The sequence below is a fragment of the Lactobacillus juensis genome (genome assembly GCF_036246285.1).
Classification (GTDB): Bacteria; Bacillota; Bacilli; order Lactobacillales; family Lactobacillaceae; genus Lactobacillus; species Lactobacillus juensis.
In genome coordinates this window covers 463316-478767 of sequence record NZ_BTTS01000001.1, presented here as the reverse complement: position 1 = coordinate 478767, position 15452 = coordinate 463316, and the positions used below count along the sequence as shown (strand labels likewise).

Genomic DNA, 15452 nt, shown 5'->3' with positions numbered 1-15452 from the left:
AAAAGAATGCCACAATTGTTTGAGATAACAATTGCGGCATTTTTTTATAGAAAAAATTATATTATTTTAAACCATTTTTTTGCATTTCATGCAAAGTTTCGTATTGTTTTTTTAATCCTTTTTCAATTTTAGAATTACCTTTAGGTTGAAAATATTTTTTCCCAACCAGTTTATCTGGTAGATACTGTTGTGGTACCCAATCGCTTGCAAAAGAGTGAGGGTAAATATAACCTTTGCCATGACCTAATTTTGTGGCACCAGAGTAATGAGTATCTTTTAAGTCTGCTGGTATTGCGCCATAATCTTTATTTTTTACATCTTGCAAGGCTGAATCAATGGCACTAATAGCACTATTGCTCTTTGGCGATAATGCCAATTCTATTACTGCATTAGCTAAGGGGATGCGGGCTTCTGGAAATCCCAGATTCTTTGCTGCTTGAATGGCAATTTGTGTGTGTTGCACGGCAGCAGGGTTTGCCAGACCGATATCTTCATAGGCAATTACACTTAATCGTCGGCAGATTGCGACTAAATCTCCTGATTCAATTAATCTGGCCAAATAATGCAAAGCTGCATCCGTATCAGAACCACGAATTGACTTTTGAAAAGCAGATACTAAATCGTAATGACCGTCACCTTTGGCGTCAAAGTTTTGACTGCGTAACTGAATCGAATTAGCCATCTCGTCCTGACTAATAGTTATTTCATCTTTATCACTTTTACCAGCAGCAATCATTTCCTGCTTGGTTGAGCGCACTGCTAGTTCCAGTCCATTTAATGTGGCGCGTAAATCACCGTTGCCTTTTTGCACCAATAATTCTTTGGCATCATTAGTTAATTTTACATGGTATTTCCCCAAACCATTTTTATCATCAATAAGCGCACGGTCAATTGCCTTATTTACGTCTTCTTTTGCCAGTGGTTTTAGTTCAAAAATCTGACAGCGAGAACGAATAGCGGGGGAGATAGCAATATAGGGGTTTTCAGTTGTCGCTCCTATCAAAATAATTTGTCCTGATTCTAAAAGTGGCAGGAGAAAATCCTGTTTCATTTTATCTAACCGATGAATTTCGTCTAGTAACAGTATGACAGTTCCACTTAATTTTCCTTCAGCTGCTACTTGTTCTAACTGCTTTTTGCTATCAGTGGCAGCGTTAAGCTGGCGAAAGGCATATTTAGTGGAGCCGGCAATAGCACTGGCAATACTTGTTTTGCCGATTCCAGGGGGGCCATAAAGAATCATAGAAGATAGCATTTTGGCTTCGACCATTCTCCGAATAATTTTTCCGGGACCAATTAAATGTTGTTGACCAACAACTTCATTCAAATTTTGCGGTCTCATTCTATAAGCTAATGGCTTCATTTAATTGTCTCCGTGGAAAAGCCGGTGCCAAAAGCCAGCCTTTTTTTGATTTGGATCAGCAAGCTGGGCTTTAGGCATTTCTGGTGGATAAACTTGACTTATTTCAATGCGCATTTTATTAATGGCACTGGAAGCTACCACTAAAATTGCTGAATCATCAGGCCCCGTTTTAGCTGTCTCGTTATTAACAATGGTAAAAGAAGTTTCGTATTTGCTACAATAAGTTTCTACCTGATTAACAAAATTATCATGTAAATTACCGTTTATCAGGATATTGTAACCGGCATAGTCCTTGAAATGTTGTAAAAAAAGGTTGGTTAATTTGGGATCCTGCACTTCAGCATTAGTCATTCTAACCAAAACTCGTTCTCGCAGAGACCCTAAAAATCTTCTGCGTTCATCCGGTTTTGTCTGTGGCGTAATGCCTTGTGCAGCATTTGAAACTCTGGTGTTTAAATCTTCAGTCATCAGTGAAATTTCCTTTCGGGTAGCAAAAAACCCCTCTCCAAGTAGGAAAGGGGTTTTGTGAAAATGTAGAAATTAAAGTAACTTGTTGTAGTATTCAACAACTAGAGCTTCGTTAATTTCTGGTTCCATTTCATCACGTTCTGGAAGACGAACAAGCGAACCTTCTACTTTGTTATCATCAAATGAAACAAAGGATGGGCGGGATACAACTGCTTCTAATGCATCCTTAACTTGTTGCAAGTTCTTTGACTTTTCCTTGAGGCCAATGGTTTGACCAACCTTGACTTCGTATGAAGGAATATCAACACGCTTGCCGTCAACAGTAATGTGACCGTGGTTAACCAATTGTCTTGCTTGTTCTCTTGTAGTAGCAAAACCTAAACGGTAAACAATGCTGTCTAAACGGCATTCAAGCAAAGCCATAAAGTTAGTACCGTGTTCACCTTCACGGATCTTACCAGCGCGCTTGAACAAAGTTCTAAATTGACGCTCGTTTAAACCATACATCCAACGTAACTTTTGCTTTTCGTGCAATTGCTCGCCGTATTCTGATAAACGACCACGTGAATTAGGACCGTGTTGACCAGGAGCGTAGTTACGACGGCTAAGCTCCTTGCCGGTACCTGAAAGTGAGATTCCTAATCTTCTGGAACGTTTCCAACTTGGACCTGTATATCTTGACATAAAATCCTCCAATAAAATCTGATAACAGTTTTTGGAGTAAAATAATTACGTATAAGCTTAACATTCGTGCATCTTAATTTTCATTTTCGCCTATTGCAGCGTCGGTTACTCGTTCACTAAAACGTATTAAGATGTTGACGTTCTTGCCACTTATAGCTGCAAATATTTTACACGTTCTATATTATAGTTGTATTGACTTATTAAAGCAAGGAAAACATTGATTGCTTTAATTATTATAGGAAGAAAAAGAAAATTTGGTTTATAAAGACATATAAAAGTCAATATTTGTTTAAAAGTAAAATAGCATTTATCAATACTACATATCAATTCTTATAAAATAATGAAATGAACTAGTTCGAAAAACTCATGCCCACAATAATGTAGAAGTTTGGTATAATTGGAGTAGTTTTGGAGGAAAAATATGTCACCGACTCAATCCATAGTTGTAATCATTGCAATTTTAATCATTATTATAATTATAGCACTTATGATCATAGTCAATCGACGCCAATTAAGGCAGATTCTTGAATTGGACGATTTGATTACTAAAATTGATAAAATGCATTTAGAAACAGATATTATTAATCTGGATAAAATGGATTTAGCTGGTGAGAGTCTGACCACGCTGACTACCTGGCGTAAAAGCTATGAGCAGGCATCCACTAAAAAAATTCCTGCTGTACAGAATTTTCTTGAACAAGCTGCTGACCAAACCTCACACTATCAGCTCTTCAAAGCCCACCAAAATATCAAACAGGCTCAGAAAATCATGGGTTCAACCTATAAAGACGCTAAAAACACAAAGGAAGTTTTTACCGAATTGCTTGAATCCAACCGTGAAAACCAAAAACAGTATAATGACTTATTCAGTCAGTTTAAAGAATTGCGTAAGGGTGTTTTGGCCAATTCGTACGAATACGGCACTGCACTTGATAAAATTGAAACTGATTTGACTAATATGGAAACTGACTTTTCTGAAGCTAAGAGTCTGACTGCTCAAGGAGACCAGGTTGAAGCAAAACGCATTTTGTCAAAGATTAAAGTAGCTTTGACGAATATCAGTTCAGTTTTACCTGAAGTTAGAAATGGGCGTCACCAAATTGATACTGTTTTTAAAGACCAACTGGATGAACTTTCTAATAGTTATAAGAAGATGATGTCTTCAAAATATTATATAACTCAAGTTGACGTTTTAGCCGAGATTAAAAAAATTCGCGGTCAAGTGGCCGATGCAGGCAAATTATTGACGGAATTAAAAGTATCTGATTTGAACACAGAAATCGCAAAAATTAAAAAAGAGATTGCTACTCTTTACGATACTTTGGCTAATGAATATAAGGCAAGACCTTTTGTAGAAGAAAATCAGGACAAAATCCAAAGACTGCTTGCTCATGAACAGGTTGAGTCCAAAAACTTGGTGGCTAAATTGCGTCATATTGATGAGAGTTACGAGCTTACGCATAATGAGCTTGCTACCAGTAGGCAACTAGAGCAGGAAGTCAACGACATGGAGCGGCAATATACAGTTGACACGCAGAATGTTGCTGATGGCAAGGGCGTTTATTCACAAATTAAAGCATCATGGCTAAGTATGCTCGACCGTCTACGTGAAATTAGCAACCAGCAAAAGACAATGTCGCAAGACGTCGATGGTCTTTATGATTCAGAAAATGTCGCTAATGATTCAATCAATCGGTTTAAACAAGAAGTGTCTTTAGTTTACCGGCGGTTAGAACGTAAAAATTTGCCGGGTAATCCAGATGCTTTTGTTCAAATGTATACGTTAGTTGTTAATGAAATCGGCCATGTAGCAAAAGAATTGGGTCAAGTTCGTCTGAATATGGAAAAAATTTCTCAGGAATTAATCCAAATTTCTGATGACGTTGAAAGATTAAAAAGAGAAGCAGATGACATCATTAATTCTGCAGATTTAGTTCAACTAACCTTGCAGTATTCAAACAAATATTCTGACAATGGTTCAATACAAAATGCTCAGAAAAAAGCAATGGATCTTTATGAGCAAGATTATAATTATAAGGATGCTCTTGATACCATTGCAACTGCTATTGAAAAAGTGGAACCGGGTTCGTATCAGCGTTTAGAAAATTTATATTATTCTGATAAGAAAAACAATGAATAAATACTGCTAACTTTTTGTTGAAAGATTTCAGCTTTAAAATTTGTAAATGATTTTAAGGCTTTTTTATTGCTAATGAATAAATAATTGAAGCTGAGTTTATTTTAAGTTACAATTTATAAGTTAATAGCTGACCTTGTAGTGTATTGGAGGAGAAATTCCGTGATTTACTTTGATAACAGCGCCACGACCAAAATTGATCCTGCTGTTTTAGCGACTTATGATAAAGTAGCACAAACTATTTGGGGTAATCCATCTAGTTTACATAAATTGGGAGACCGTGCTTATCAACTTTTGGAAAGCTCGCGTAAACAGATTGCTAATCTTTTGGGAACAAAGCAGGATGAAATTTTCTTTACTTCCGGCGGTACAGAATCAAACAATTGGGCTATAAAAGGCACAGCATTTCAAAAACGGCAATTTGGCAAGCATCTCATTACATCGAGTGTTGAACACGCTTCTGTGGCTAATGCTTTTAATGCGCTGGAATACATCGGCTTTCGCGTAACTCACTTGCCAGTTGATAAAGAAGGGCGTGTCAATGTCAATGATTTGCGCAACGCTCTTGATTCTGACACCACATTAGTTTCAATAATGGGTGTCAATAATGAGATTGGTTCAATTCAGCCGATTGATGAGATCAGTGATTTATTGTCTAACTATCCAACTGTAAGTTTTCACGTTGATAATGTCCAGGCACTGGGTAAAAATATTTGGTCACGAGTTTTTACTCCTCGAGTTGATTTCTCCAGCCTTTCCGCCCATAAATTTCACGCACCACGAGGTACCGGTGTTCTTTATAAAAAAGAGGGCAAAATGCTGGATCCTTTGCATGATGGTGGTGGACAGGAAAAAGGTCTTAGATCTGGCACAGAAAATTTGCCAGCGATAGCAGGAATGGCTAAGGCTGTACGTTTACTTTTAGAAAATGAGCAGGAAAAGGCTGCAAGAGAGGCTGCTATTAAAGAAAAAATAGTAAATTATTTGCAGGGCAAGCCTGGCATTACTATATTTTCTCCTGTCAATGACAATTTTGCGCCCCATATTTTATGTTTTGCACTTGAAGGTATCAGGGGAGAAACTTTAGTTCACACACTTGAAGAATATGACATCTACACTTCCACTACTTCGGCCTGTTCTTCAACTAAAGTTGATCAAGCCAGCACATTAGTAGCAATGCATGTTGATGATAAAATTGCTACCAGTGCAATTCGTCTCAGTTTTGATGAATCCAATACTCTTGCGGAAGCCGATGAGTTTATCAAAGTTTTTGACAAAATTTACCGTCATTTTGCCCCAATTAATCATTTAGGAGAATAGATTTTATGAAATATACTGAAATAATGGTGCGTTACGGTGAGCTTTCAACAAAAGGAAAGAACCGAAAAGATTTTATCGGTCGCTTAGCCGGTAACGTTACTAAAGTGCTGCGTGAATTTCCACAGGTTGAAATTCACCCACGCCATGATCGGATGCATATTGTTTTAAAAGATGCTCCTTTTGAAGAAGTCGACCAACGGTTAAAAAAAGTTTTTGGCATCCAAACTTATTCACCAACAATTAAAGTAGAAAAAACGCTGGCGGAAATTGAAAAAACTGCACTTGCTTTAATGAAGGAAACTTTTAAAAAAGGAATGACTTTCAAAGTTAACACTAAGCGCAGTGACCACCAGTTTTTATATGATACTAATGAATTGAATAAAATGGTGGGTGACTACCTTTTTTCACACATGGATGATCTAAAAGTAGAAATGAAACATCCTGACATTGTACTCAGAATTGAAGTGCGTAAAGATGCAGTTTACATTTCTAACCAGCTGCTTCATGGTGCTGGGGGGATGCCAGTTGGTACTGGTGGTCGAGCCGTCATGATGCTATCAGGAGGCATTGATTCGCCAGTGGCTTCCTATCTGGCCTTAAAACGTGGTGTCGATATTGATATGGTGCATTTTTACAGTCCGCCATATACTACCGAAAAAGCTTTGAATAAAGCTAAAGAATTAACCGGTATTTTGGCTAATTATGCTGGTAAAATTAATTTCATTGCAGTACCGTTTGCAGAAATTCAGGAAACCATTAAGGAAAAAATTCCCGAAGGCTATTTGATGACTGTGCAGAGAAGATTTATGTTACAGCTGGCTGACAAAATCAGGGCTAAAAGAAGAGGATTGGCTATTTTTAATGGTGAGTCTGTTGGGCAAGTCGCTTCACAAACTTTAGAGTCAATGGCAGCAATTAACGATGTAACCACTACACCGGTCGTCAGACCAGTTGCTACAATGGATAAAACCGAAATCATCAATTTAGCAGAAAAGATTGGCACATTTGACTTGTCAATTCAGCCATTTGAAGATTGTTGTACAATTTTCGCACCTCCTCGTCCAAAAACAAAACCAAAAATTGAAAAAGCACGTGAATTTGAAAATCGCCTGGATGTCGATGGCTTAATTGAACGTGCACTGGCGGGCATACAAGTGACTTCGATTTATCCAAATGATAAGTTTTTAGCTGATAAAGCAGAAGAAGATGCTTCACTACTTTAAAAAGTATGTTATAATACGCCCAAAGCAATAATTGAGAGGTATTAACCTTATAGATAGAGAAAGGCTCGTTGATGGTGAAAAGCCGAATGAAGGTTAATTGGTAGCTCGATTGGACTGGTTGGCTGAACTGAGAGTAAGCTAATCCGGCAAATGTGCCGTTATCATTTTTAAGAGAAGCAGAATTTATTCTGCTTAACCTTAGGTGGTACCGCGGTTAATTATATCGTCCTAGACATTTTGTCTAGGACTTTTTTATTGGGAGGAGAATTATGACAGATTTAGCACCAAAATATGACCCCAAAGAGGTCGAACAAGGCAGATATCAAAAGTGGCTTGATCAAGACTTATTTAAGCCATCTGGGGATAAAAAAGCACACCCATATTCTATTGTTATTCCGCCACCAAATGTTACGGGCAAACTTCACTTAGGACATGCTTGGGATACTGCAATTCAAGATACGTTAATTCGACTTAAAAGAATGCAGGGTTACGATACTTTGTATCTTCCAGGGATGGATCATGCAGGAATTGCCACGCAAGCTAAAGTTGAAGCCAAATTACGCAAACAAGGCAAAGACCGACATGAAATGGGTCGTGAAGCTTTTGTTAAGCAAGTTTGGGACTGGAAAGATGAATACGCTGCTATTATCAAGAGTCAGTGGGCAAAATTAGGTCTGTCTCTGGACTATTCTAGAGAGAGATTCACTTTAGATAAAGGCTTATCTAAAGCAGTTCGTCGCGTTTTTGTACAATTATATAATGAAGGTTTAATTTACCGTGGTGAATATATTATTAACTGGGATCCAGAGCTGCAAACGGCTTTAAGTGATATTGAAGTTGTTCACCAAGACGATAAGGGTGCTTTTTACCATATTAAATATCCTTTTGCTGATGGTTCCGGTTTTGTTGAGATTGCTACTACTCGTCCCGAGACCATGTTCGGTGATACGGCCGTTGCTGTGGCTCCTGGGGATGAACGCTACAAGGATATAGTGGACAAGGAACTAATTTTGCCAATAGTAGGACGTCATATTCCAATTATTGAGGATCAACACGTTGATCCAGAATTTGGTACTGGTTTGGTAAAAATTACTCCAGCTCATGATCCTAATGACTTCTTGGTCGGTAATCGTCATAACTTAAAACGGATTAATGTAATGAATGACGACGGTACTATGAACGAAAATGCTGGTAAGTATGAAGGCATGGACCGCTTTGCCTGCCGTGAAGCATTGGTTAAAGATTTAAAGGAGCAAGGCTACTTAATTAAAGTTAAGCCGATTGTGCACTCAGTTGGACACTCTGAACGTTCTGGTGTTCAAGTTGAACCGCGCCTGTCAACTCAATGGTTTGTTAAGATGAAACCTTTAGCAGATAAAGTTTTAGAAAACCAAAAAACTGCAGGCAAAGTCAATTTTGTACCAAAGAGATTTGAACAAACTTTAGATCACTGGATGGAAGATGTTCATGACTGGGTAATTTCACGTCAACTATGGTGGGGGCACAGGATTCCAGCTTGGTATAACAAGAAGACCGGTGAAATGTATGTTGGCGAAGAAGCACCAAAAGACATTGAAAACTGGAAACAGGACCCAGATGTTCTAGACACCTGGTTTTCAAGTGCTTTATGGCCTTTTTCAACATTAGGCTGGCCTGATGAAGATTCTGCTGATTTCAAACGCTACTTCCCAACCAATGCCTTAGTTACCGGTTATGATATTATCTTTTTCTGGGTTTCACGGATGATTTTCCAGAGTCTGCATTTTACCCACAAGAGACCATTTAATGATGTTGTTCTTCACGGCTTGATTCGTGATGAACAAGGTCGCAAGATGAGTAAATCTTTGGGTAACGGTGTTGATCCAATGGACGTTATTGATCAATATGGTGCAGATGCTTTACGCTGGTTCTTGCTCAATGGGACAGCGCCGGGACAAGATACACGTTATAATCCTAAGCAATTGGCATCTGCATGGAACTTCATTAATAAGATTTGGAATGCTGCCAGATTTGTGATTATGAATTTACCAGAAGATGCACAAGCAGCTCATATGCCTGATACTAGCAAGTTTGATTTGTCAGACAGCTGGATTTTTGACCGCTTAAATCATACTGTAAGCGAAGTAATTCGTTTATTTGATGATTACCAATTTGGTGAAGCTGGGCGCGAACTTTATAACTTTATCTGGAATGATTTCTGCGATTGGTATATCGAAATGGCCAAAGTTGCTCTCAATGGTTCGGATACAGAACTGAAGACTAGAAAGCAAGACAATTTAATTTGGATTCTTGATCAAATTTTACGTTTGCTTCATCCAATTATGCCATTTGTGACTGAAAAGCTGTGGTTGTCGATGCCTCATGAAGGTAAATCTATCATGGTTGCGAAATACCCAACACCTCATGCTGAATTTGTTAATGACCAAGCAAGGCGCGATATGGCTTTCTTGATTGAAATTATTAAAGCTGTACGTAATATTCGAATGGAAGTTAATGCGCCACTTTCTTCACCGATTGACATTATGATTCAACTGGAAGATAGCAATAACGAACGAATTTTGACCGAAAATGAAGAATACGTCAAGAATTTCTTGCACCCAAAGAATTTGACCATTGCAACTGATGTTACAGCACCGAAATTAGCTAAAACTGCTGTGATTGCAGGAGCACAAATTTTTGTTCCATTAGCCGATTTAGTTAATATTGATGACGAAATCAAGCGCATGACAAAAGAGGAGAAAGATCTCCAAGCTGAAGTTGAACGCTCAACCAAAAAACTGAATAATCAGGGCTTTGTAGCTCACGCACCAGAGGCGGTAATCAATAAGGAAAAAGCTAAAAAGGCTGATTATGAAAACCAACTGCAAAGCGTTCAGGAAAGAATTCAAGAATTAAAGAAGAGTGAATAATGTGACTTTTACTAAAGCTCAAGATGTGATTAATTATTTATATTCACTTCCAAAATTACATGAAAAAGCAGATCTATCTTATATAAAGAAAGTACTGACTTTTTTAAATAATCCCCAAGATAAAGTTAAAACAATTCACGTTACGGGCACTAATGGTAAAGGATCTACTTCATACTATTTGAGCAGCTTGCTGCAAAAGGCCGGTCAGAAGACTGGCCTTTTTGTTTCGCCATATGTGTTTGAATTTAACGAACGTATTCAATTAAATGGGCAAAATATTAGTGACGCAGATTTAGTAAAGACAGCTAATGCCATAGAATCAGCTTTGGCAAAAATTCGTAGAGAAAATCCGGCTTTTTCTTTGGTAACTTTTGAATATGAAGTGGTCATGGCTTTTCTCTATTTTGCAAGAAAAAAATGTGACTATGCTGTCATAGAAGTTGGCATAGGTGGCGAGCATGACAAGACAAACGTGATTACACCTGAAATCAGCGTAATTACCACGATTGGTTTAGATCATGAACAAATTATCGGACCCACACTTCAGGATATTGCGCGTGAAAAAAGTGGGGTGATCAAGAAAAATCGTCCTGTGATTATCGGCAATGTTCCTAAAGAGGTGCTGTCCATTATTCAGCAAAAAGCCCAAGAAGAAAGTGCACCGCTTAAACAACTGGGAAAGGATTTTAAAATTAGCCAAAATGAAAGCTTAACTTTGAAAACTCAAACCCAAAAATTTTCTTTTTTACCTAGGCCTATTGTTGAAGGTTACGATGTAGGCATTGCAGTTGAGGCCTTCAGCATGTTAGGTCTTCCACTATCTCAAAATAATATTAGTGACGCAATTAATCGGACTGTTGTGCCCGGTCGCTATCAAGTAATGCAAAACAATCCCTTGATAGTTCTTGACGGTGCACATAATATTCAAGCTGTGCAAAACCTGCTTAATTATGCTCATTGTGAACAAAAGAAAAGGCAAGGCCAATTTAGAGTTTTAATCATGATGATGAAAGATAAGGATATTGAACAGGTGTTTGACCAGCTCCAAGCTACTGATGAAGTCTACTTAACTACAATAGATTATCCGCGTGCAGCTAAGAAAAAAGACTTTCCCAAATGGATTCAGGAAAAATACCAATTTATGTCTGATTGGCAGGCAGCTTATGAGAATTTAAAGCAGAAGAGTCAGACAAATGATATACTGCTAGTGACAGGATCTTTTTATTTAGTTGGTAATATTTTACAAATGGAGACAAAAAATGCGGGTTCAAGGTATTGATGATGAAATTAAGGGAATTTTATTTGATATGGATGGATTGCTGGTCAATTCTGAAAATTTATACTGGGAAGCCAATATTCAGGCGGCAAAAGAGGCGGATTTAGGTACTCCTGATGATATCTATCTTAAATTAGTCGGCTCGACAACTACTGATATGGACGATTTTTATCTCAAATACTTTAAAAATAGGAAGCAGCGGGACCAATTTATTAAGCGTACGGATGACTTGGTCTGGGAGTGGACTGAGGAAGGTAAATTAAAATTGCGTCCTGGCGTGCAAAAAGCTCTTGATCTTTTTCAAAAAGCTGGTTTGCCGATGGCAGTAGTTACCAGCAATACAGAAGATGTGGTAGAGCATAACTTGTGGGCAACTGGCAGCCGCAATTATTTTCAATTTCACCTAAATTATGACGATGTTAAAAAGAATAACGTTAAGCCTAAACCAGCTCCAGATATTTATCTTTTGGCTGCTAAAAAATTACAGGTCCCTCAAAATAATATTTTAGCTTTCGAAGATTCTTCTCCAGGACTCTTAGCTGCTGTCAATGCCGATTTGAAATGCGTGATGGTGCCTGATTTAATTCCAGCAAGTAAAAAAGATTACCAGAATGCTGTATTTGTCTGTCACGATTTTTATGAATTTCTGAAAAAGGTTTGCTAGTTTTCCACGTATTTAATAGTGAAAGGAAGGGTTTTATGGAATTGATAAAATCTAATCACTATTTAATGAAAACTGACTGGGAAATGTTAAGCAACTTTTTTGATGAGTTGAAAGAACATGGCATAGAGAAATTCGATGAACTTTTTACAAAACTCACAGAGCTAAAAATCGAAAACTTTAATGACTTGCTTAAATATATTTCAGGCAGTCAATGTGATAATAATTTAGCCGTTCTTTGTGAGGGACTATTTGAAAGACTAAGGTCGGCGGTTCCCGACCGTGAACTCATTATGACCTCAAGTGATGAAGTCGGCACATATCTGTTGGACAAATTGGCGGGCCGTAAACAAGAAGAATTGTGGGCAGTTTATATTGATAACAGTAATCACATTGTTGCTGAAAAAAGATTATTTCAAGGAACTTTAGATAAATCAATTGCTCATCCACGGGAAATTTTCCGTTGGGCAGTAATTTATGCCTGTGCAGGCTTTTTTGTGGTTCATAATCATCCAAGTGGCAATTTAATTCCATCAAAAAGCGATATAGAGCTAACTAAAATGCTTTTTGCAGCTTCTGAATTATTTCATATTGACTTTCTTGATCATTTTATTGTGGGGAAGGGACAATATGTGAGTTTGCGTGAACGGCAATTATTTTAAATTCATCTTAAAGTTACATTTCATTTTCTTTTTTAAGTTGCACTTTATGCTATAATTATTCAAGATTTAGAGACTGCAATAATTAAGGAGAGATTTACGTGTTTGGATTAGGAGCAAAAAATATTGGCATCGATTTAGGGACGGCCAATACTCTTGTTTATATGGAAGGTAAAGGAATTGTTTTAAGAGAGCCTTCTGTTGTGGCTAAAAACACCCATACTGGAAAAGTGATTGCGGTAGGGTCAGAAGCAAGAGAAATGATCGGCAGGACACCGGAAAGCATAGTGGCTATCAGGCCAATGAAAGATGGCGTAATTGCTGATTATGATACAACTGCCTCTATGCTTAAGTATTTTATAGAAAAGACTGTAGGCAACTCCAAACCTTCAGCTATGATTTGTGTACCTTCGGGAGTAACTGAAGTTGAAAAACGGGCAGTTATTGATGCTGCTCGTGTAGCTGGTGCGCGTGAAGCCTTTGTAATAGAAGAACCTTTTGCAGCCGCCATTGGAGCTGGATTGCCAGTAATGGATCCTACTGGTTCAATGGTCGTGGATATTGGTGGTGGAACTACAGATGTCGCTACTATTTCACTAGGTGGCATTGTATCATCTACATCAATTCGCCAAGCTGGTGATAAGTTTAATACTGCAATTGTGAATTATGTACATTCTAATTTTAATCTTTTAATTGGGGAAAGAACTGCCGAAGACATTAAAATCCAAATCGGTTCCGCCTCGGTTGAAAAAGCAGAAGGCATTGAATCTGTCAATATTCGTGGTCGTGATTTGGTTACAGGATTGCCAAAATCAGTCGATGTTAAAGCAGTTGATGTCTCAAAAGCAATTCAAGATGTCGTTCAAGATATCATTGTTGCTATCAAAGAAACTTTAGAACAAACTTCTCCTGAAATTGCAGCAGATGTAATTGATCATGGCATTGTGTTAACGGGTGGAGGAGCCTTACTTAAGAATTTACCCGATGTTATTTCCGAAGCAACTAAAGTTCCGGTGTTTATAGCGCAAGATCCATTAGATTGTGTTGCGGTCGGTACAGGTGAGTCTCTGAAAAATATTGAAGTAATGCGTAAAAGTCGCAGATAATATAAAAAGTCGGCTGGTATTGCCGATTTTTCTTTAGGGACTGTTTCCAAATGAAGAAATTTTTACAGAATAAAAAACTGTTGTCAGCAGTTGTAGCAGTTATTTTAGTTTTTACAATTTTAGGTGGTAGTGTTAGTTTGCGCAACAAGCGTAACACCCCATTGATTATCCAAAGTTTTGGTAATGATATAGTCGCCGTTGGATCAAGAATTATTGATTTTCCTCTTAGTTTTGTGTCCGGCAGTTTAAATAATGTACATGATTTACTGAATACGCAAGATGAAAATAACTATCTTAAGAGCCAAATAACCGATTTGGAACAAACAAAAGCTCGTAACTCAAGTCTTGAAGCTGAAAATAAGCAACTTAAATCTGCTTTAAAATTAAAAGAAACGTTAACGGACTATGATATGGTTCAAGCCTCCGTGATTTCGCGTTCGCCTGACAGCTGGACAGACCTTCTAGTTATCAACAAAGGAACTACGTCCGGTTTGCGCAAGAATATGGCTGTGATGTCAGGCGGTGGAGTAATCGGTCGTATAATAGAAGTCAGTGCAGCTTCGGCAAAAGTGGAGTTAATTACTACCAGTGACAAGTCAGCAAACCGCTTTGCAGTACAAGCACAAGCCATAAATGGTAAAAAAGTTCATGGAATTATTACAGTAATTGGCGACAAAACTTTAGCTTTTACCCAAGCAATTGATAGTAAAAAGCTCAAGCGTGGTACCAAAATATATACTAGTGGAATGGGTGGTAATTCACCCAAAGGTTTGCTGATAGGAACTATTTCTGCTACAACACATGATTCTTTTGGCTTATCTGATTTGATCAAGATCAATCCGGCTGGCGAGTTGAACGATCCTTCCATTGTCACAGTTATCAAAAGGAAAGTGAGCGACTAATGAAGACACTGCGGAAATTTACTCTTGTCTTAGCATTATACGTTGCTTTGGCTATCAGTGGTAGCTTATCTTTTTATCTGCATCAGTTTTTCTCAATTGGTAAAGCTTCGAACTTATTAGTACCTGTTAGTATGATGCTAATTGCACTTTTTGATGATACCAATAGCAAGGAAGTTTGGCTGGCCTTAGGTGCAGGGATAGTTAGTGATATTTATTTTTTTGGCATTATAGGCATCTATGCAATTAGCCTGCCGATAATTTCATGGTTATTGCAAAAATCTGCACGGATTCTGCCTGAAGTATTTTGGGCCAAACTTCTGGCAGTTTTAATTGCTTCTGTTCTAATTGAGGCCTACACATGGCTGATTTTAAATATGACGGGCTTATCAAGCATAGGTATCTTAAAGTTGGTGCAAAGTATTTTGCCAACATTGTGCTGGGTGTTTATATTTGTTTGTGCTACCTATAAATTATGGTGGAACTTGGTTCTTAACTATCCTTTTATGGTTAACTTAGACAATTATCGACAATAAATAAAAAACGTGAGATTTGTATCTCACGTTTTTTACTCAAAAAAGCCAAAGCTTGATAATGCACCAACAACCTGCATCACAATTGCCACTAAAGTAATAATCGCCATTAGCCAAGCCATGGCAATTGTTAATTTTTGAAATTTAGATCTCTTTTTCTTATGTCTACGTGTCATTGATTGACCTCCTACTTGAACAATATTTTATGCTACTT

Annotated in this window: 14 protein-coding genes; 10 read left to right on the top strand and 4 right to left on the bottom strand. The window is 37.7% G+C overall.

The window, feature by feature from the left end; translation table 11 throughout:
• Positions 1 to 61: 61 nt before the first annotated feature.
• The 3 genes from AAA926_RS02325 to rpsD form a co-directional block, all read right to left on the bottom strand.
• Positions 62 to 1363 carry a replication-associated recombination protein A gene (locus AAA926_RS02325; RefSeq protein WP_198179398.1) on the bottom strand — a complete coding sequence of 434 codons (1302 nt, stop codon included), beginning with the start codon at positions 1361 to 1363 and terminating at the stop codon, positions 62 to 64.
• Positions 1364 to 1831, bottom strand: coding sequence for a YueI family protein (locus AAA926_RS02320; RefSeq protein ID WP_198179396.1), 468 nt, complete (start codon positions 1829 to 1831; stop codon positions 1364 to 1366).
• A 72-nt stretch (positions 1832 to 1903) separates the two neighbouring features.
• Positions 1904 to 2515 carry a 30S ribosomal protein S4 gene (gene rpsD / locus AAA926_RS02315; protein ID WP_265892688.1) on the bottom strand — a complete coding sequence of 204 codons (612 nt, stop codon included), beginning with the start codon at positions 2513 to 2515 and terminating at the stop codon, positions 1904 to 1906.
• 421 nt (positions 2516 to 2936) lie between these two features.
• On the opposite strand from rpsD, the gene ezrA reads away from it, so the two are divergent.
• The 10 genes from ezrA (at position 2937) to mreD (ending at position 15241) form a co-directional block, all read left to right on the top strand.
• Positions 2937 to 4655 carry a septation ring formation regulator EzrA gene (gene ezrA, locus AAA926_RS02310; RefSeq protein ID WP_265892687.1) on the top strand — a complete coding sequence of 573 codons (1719 nt, stop codon included), beginning with the start codon at positions 2937 to 2939 and terminating at the stop codon, positions 4653 to 4655.
• A gap of 159 nt (positions 4656 to 4814) precedes the next feature.
• The gene (locus AAA926_RS02305; protein WP_198179392.1) at positions 4815 to 5972 is read left to right on the top strand and encodes a cysteine desulfurase family protein; all 1158 of its coding nucleotides are present in this window, start codon (positions 4815 to 4817) and stop codon (positions 5970 to 5972) included.
• A gap of 5 nt (positions 5973 to 5977) precedes the next feature.
• The gene (thiI, locus tag AAA926_RS02300; protein WP_338211729.1) at positions 5978 to 7195 is read left to right on the top strand and encodes a tRNA uracil 4-sulfurtransferase ThiI; all 1218 of its coding nucleotides are present in this window, start codon (positions 5978 to 5980) and stop codon (positions 7193 to 7195) included.
• Positions 7196 to 7464: 269 nt separating this feature from the next.
• A complete protein-coding gene (locus AAA926_RS02295; protein ID WP_265892685.1) occupies positions 7465 to 10104 on the top strand; it encodes a valine--tRNA ligase in 2640 nt (879 codons plus the stop codon).
• 1 nt (position 10105) lies between these two features.
• Entirely contained in the window at positions 10106 to 11383 is a 1278-nt protein-coding gene (locus AAA926_RS02290) for a bifunctional folylpolyglutamate synthase/dihydrofolate synthase (protein WP_265892684.1), read from the top strand.
• Positions 11364 to 12044 (top strand): HAD family hydrolase, encoded by a 681-nt coding sequence (locus AAA926_RS02285; protein ID WP_265892683.1) that lies wholly within the window; start codon positions 11364 to 11366, stop codon positions 12042 to 12044. The genes AAA926_RS02290 and AAA926_RS02285 overlap by 20 nt, the downstream gene beginning before the upstream one ends.
• A gap of 35 nt (positions 12045 to 12079) precedes the next feature.
• Positions 12080 to 12703: a JAB domain-containing protein gene (locus tag AAA926_RS02280; RefSeq protein WP_338211728.1), complete on the top strand. Its 624-nt coding sequence runs from the start codon at positions 12080 to 12082 to the stop codon at positions 12701 to 12703.
• A 98-nt stretch (positions 12704 to 12801) separates the two neighbouring features.
• Positions 12802 to 13806, top strand: coding sequence for a rod shape-determining protein (locus tag AAA926_RS02275; RefSeq protein WP_198179380.1), 1005 nt, complete (start codon positions 12802 to 12804; stop codon positions 13804 to 13806).
• Positions 13807 to 13856: 50 nt separating this feature from the next.
• Positions 13857 to 14708, top strand: a complete 852-nt coding sequence (mreC, locus tag AAA926_RS02270; protein WP_338211727.1) for a rod shape-determining protein MreC — start codon at positions 13857 to 13859, stop codon at positions 14706 to 14708.
• Positions 14708 to 15241: a rod shape-determining protein MreD gene (gene mreD, locus AAA926_RS02265; RefSeq protein WP_198179376.1), complete on the top strand. Its 534-nt coding sequence runs from the start codon at positions 14708 to 14710 to the stop codon at positions 15239 to 15241. The genes mreC and mreD overlap by 1 nt, the downstream gene beginning before the upstream one ends.
• Positions 15242 to 15273: 32 nt before the next feature.
• Here mreD and AAA926_RS02260 read toward each other — a convergent pair whose 3' ends face one another.
• On the bottom strand, positions 15274 to 15414 hold the full coding sequence (locus AAA926_RS02260) for a DUF4044 domain-containing protein (protein ID WP_084605719.1): 141 nt from the start codon (positions 15412 to 15414) through the stop codon (positions 15274 to 15276).
• Positions 15415 to 15452 lie beyond the last annotated feature (38 nt).